The 1,327-nt window shown below is 53.1% G+C and carries 4 protein-coding genes; all 4 read right to left on the minus strand.

The annotated features are described in order from the left end of the window. On the minus strand, positions 1 to 232 hold a 232-nt coding region (locus V6D20_18775; GenBank protein ID HEY9817824.1), incomplete at its 3' end, for a hypothetical protein. Between the two features lie 3 nt (positions 233 to 235). Further along, the gene (locus V6D20_18780) at positions 236 to 583 is read right to left on the minus strand and encodes a hypothetical protein (protein ID HEY9817825.1); all 348 of its coding nucleotides are present in this window, start codon (positions 581 to 583) and stop codon (positions 236 to 238) included. A 3-nt stretch (positions 584 to 586) separates the two neighbouring features. Continuing rightward, a complete protein-coding gene (locus tag V6D20_18785) occupies positions 587 to 976 on the minus strand; it encodes a hypothetical protein (protein HEY9817826.1) in 390 nt (129 codons plus the stop codon). Beyond that, on the minus strand, positions 973 to 1,327 hold a 355-nt coding region (locus V6D20_18790), incomplete at its 5' end, for a hypothetical protein (protein ID HEY9817827.1). The genes V6D20_18790 and V6D20_18785, both read right to left, overlap by 4 nt.

Genomic DNA, 1,327 nt, shown 5'->3' on the forward strand with positions numbered 1-1,327 from the left:
ATGTTGCGGCCACCGCATTATTGGCAGAGGGCCGCGCCGTTGCGTAGTTCACTTCATATGTCCCGGTGGCAACGTCCGTAATGCTGCTGACATTGAAGCTATCCCGAATCGCAACAACACCCGTCCCATTAAAGTTCACCCATGCCTTTGCGATACCCTGCTGCGTCTTGTCGATCTCAAACGGCGCACCGGAGGCACCCTGAAGCTGACCTGCTTTGATTATTCCGCTCATGGGTTAGTCTCCGTGAATCGTGACGCAGACGTAGCCTGTGTCAATGAAAGTGTCGTTCGATTGTCTGACAGCCACGTTCACCTTATTCACCGTTGGTGATCCAGCCCAACAGAACACGTTATCTGCTGTGGTGTGGGTCGCGTAATTTACAGCGGACCTTGGGGTGGCAAAATTGACCTCATACTGACCCACAGCAGTATCAGTGATGCTCGAAACATTGAAGCTGTCCAATATCGCAACCGTGCCAGTCCCAACGAAAGCCACCCACGCCTTCGCCGCCCCCTGAAGCACGTTGTCCACGGGGGTGGGTCCAACCGTGTCGCCCTGGAGTTGATCTGTCTTGATGGTCATGGATCAGTCTCCGAAGATCGACATAGATACTGTTAGTGGATCAACAGCGGTGCTTGTGTCCGCCGTTAACTCGTTATAAGTCTGCAGCGTTATGCTGGAAACGCTTCTGGCCCCCTCAAGAACCCCAGTGCTGCCACGACTTACTGCGATGTGCATAGCGACAGCCGCGTAATTAGCGTTTGCCATCGCATTACTGAAGTTGAGGGTGTAGTCACCAGTACCGTTATCGGTGAGACTGCTGATATTGAAGCTGTCACGAATCGCCACCGTCCCGGTGCCATTGAAGTTCACCCAAGCCCTGCAGAACTGGCCTACCTCTGTGCCACCTGAGTCCTTGACGACTGGTGGTATACCTACTGCTGCCGAGTGAAGCTCGTCTGTCTTGATGGTCATACGATCACCCACATCGTATTAGCTGCACTCACATCAACCGTGTACCCAGTAGTTACTTCTATTGGGCCTACGCTCATACCGTTGGTATTGGTAGGAAAGGTGATGTTCTCTGAGATGACTCGTGCGTTAGTCCTGATGACTGAGTCCACTCCTAGGGAAGGCCCGCCGCCTGCTGGCTTCCAGATTGAGTTGGTGTTGTCCCAGGCTAGGAGCTTCTTGACTGTGCTGTTCCAATAGAGAGCACCCTCCATGAGAGGGTTGCCATCATTGTCTAGAGTTGGATCAGATGCTTTGGATCCCAGGTAGCGATCATCAAAGCTGTCATAGGAAGCTGCAGCAGCAGCTGCAGAA

The organism is Candidatus Obscuribacterales bacterium (genome assembly GCA_036703605.1).
GTDB lineage: Bacteria > Cyanobacteriota > Cyanobacteriia > RECH01 > RECH01 > RECH01.

Bases quoted from the DNA above. Each gene is read 5' to 3' on its own strand.
- V6D20_18780 (HEY9817825.1), bottom strand. From the start codon at position 583: ATGACCATCAAGACAGATCAACTCCAGGGCGACACGGTTGGACCCACC.
- V6D20_18785 (HEY9817826.1), bottom strand. From the start codon at position 976: ATGACCATCAAGACAGACGAGCTTCACTCGGCAGCAGTAGGTATACCA.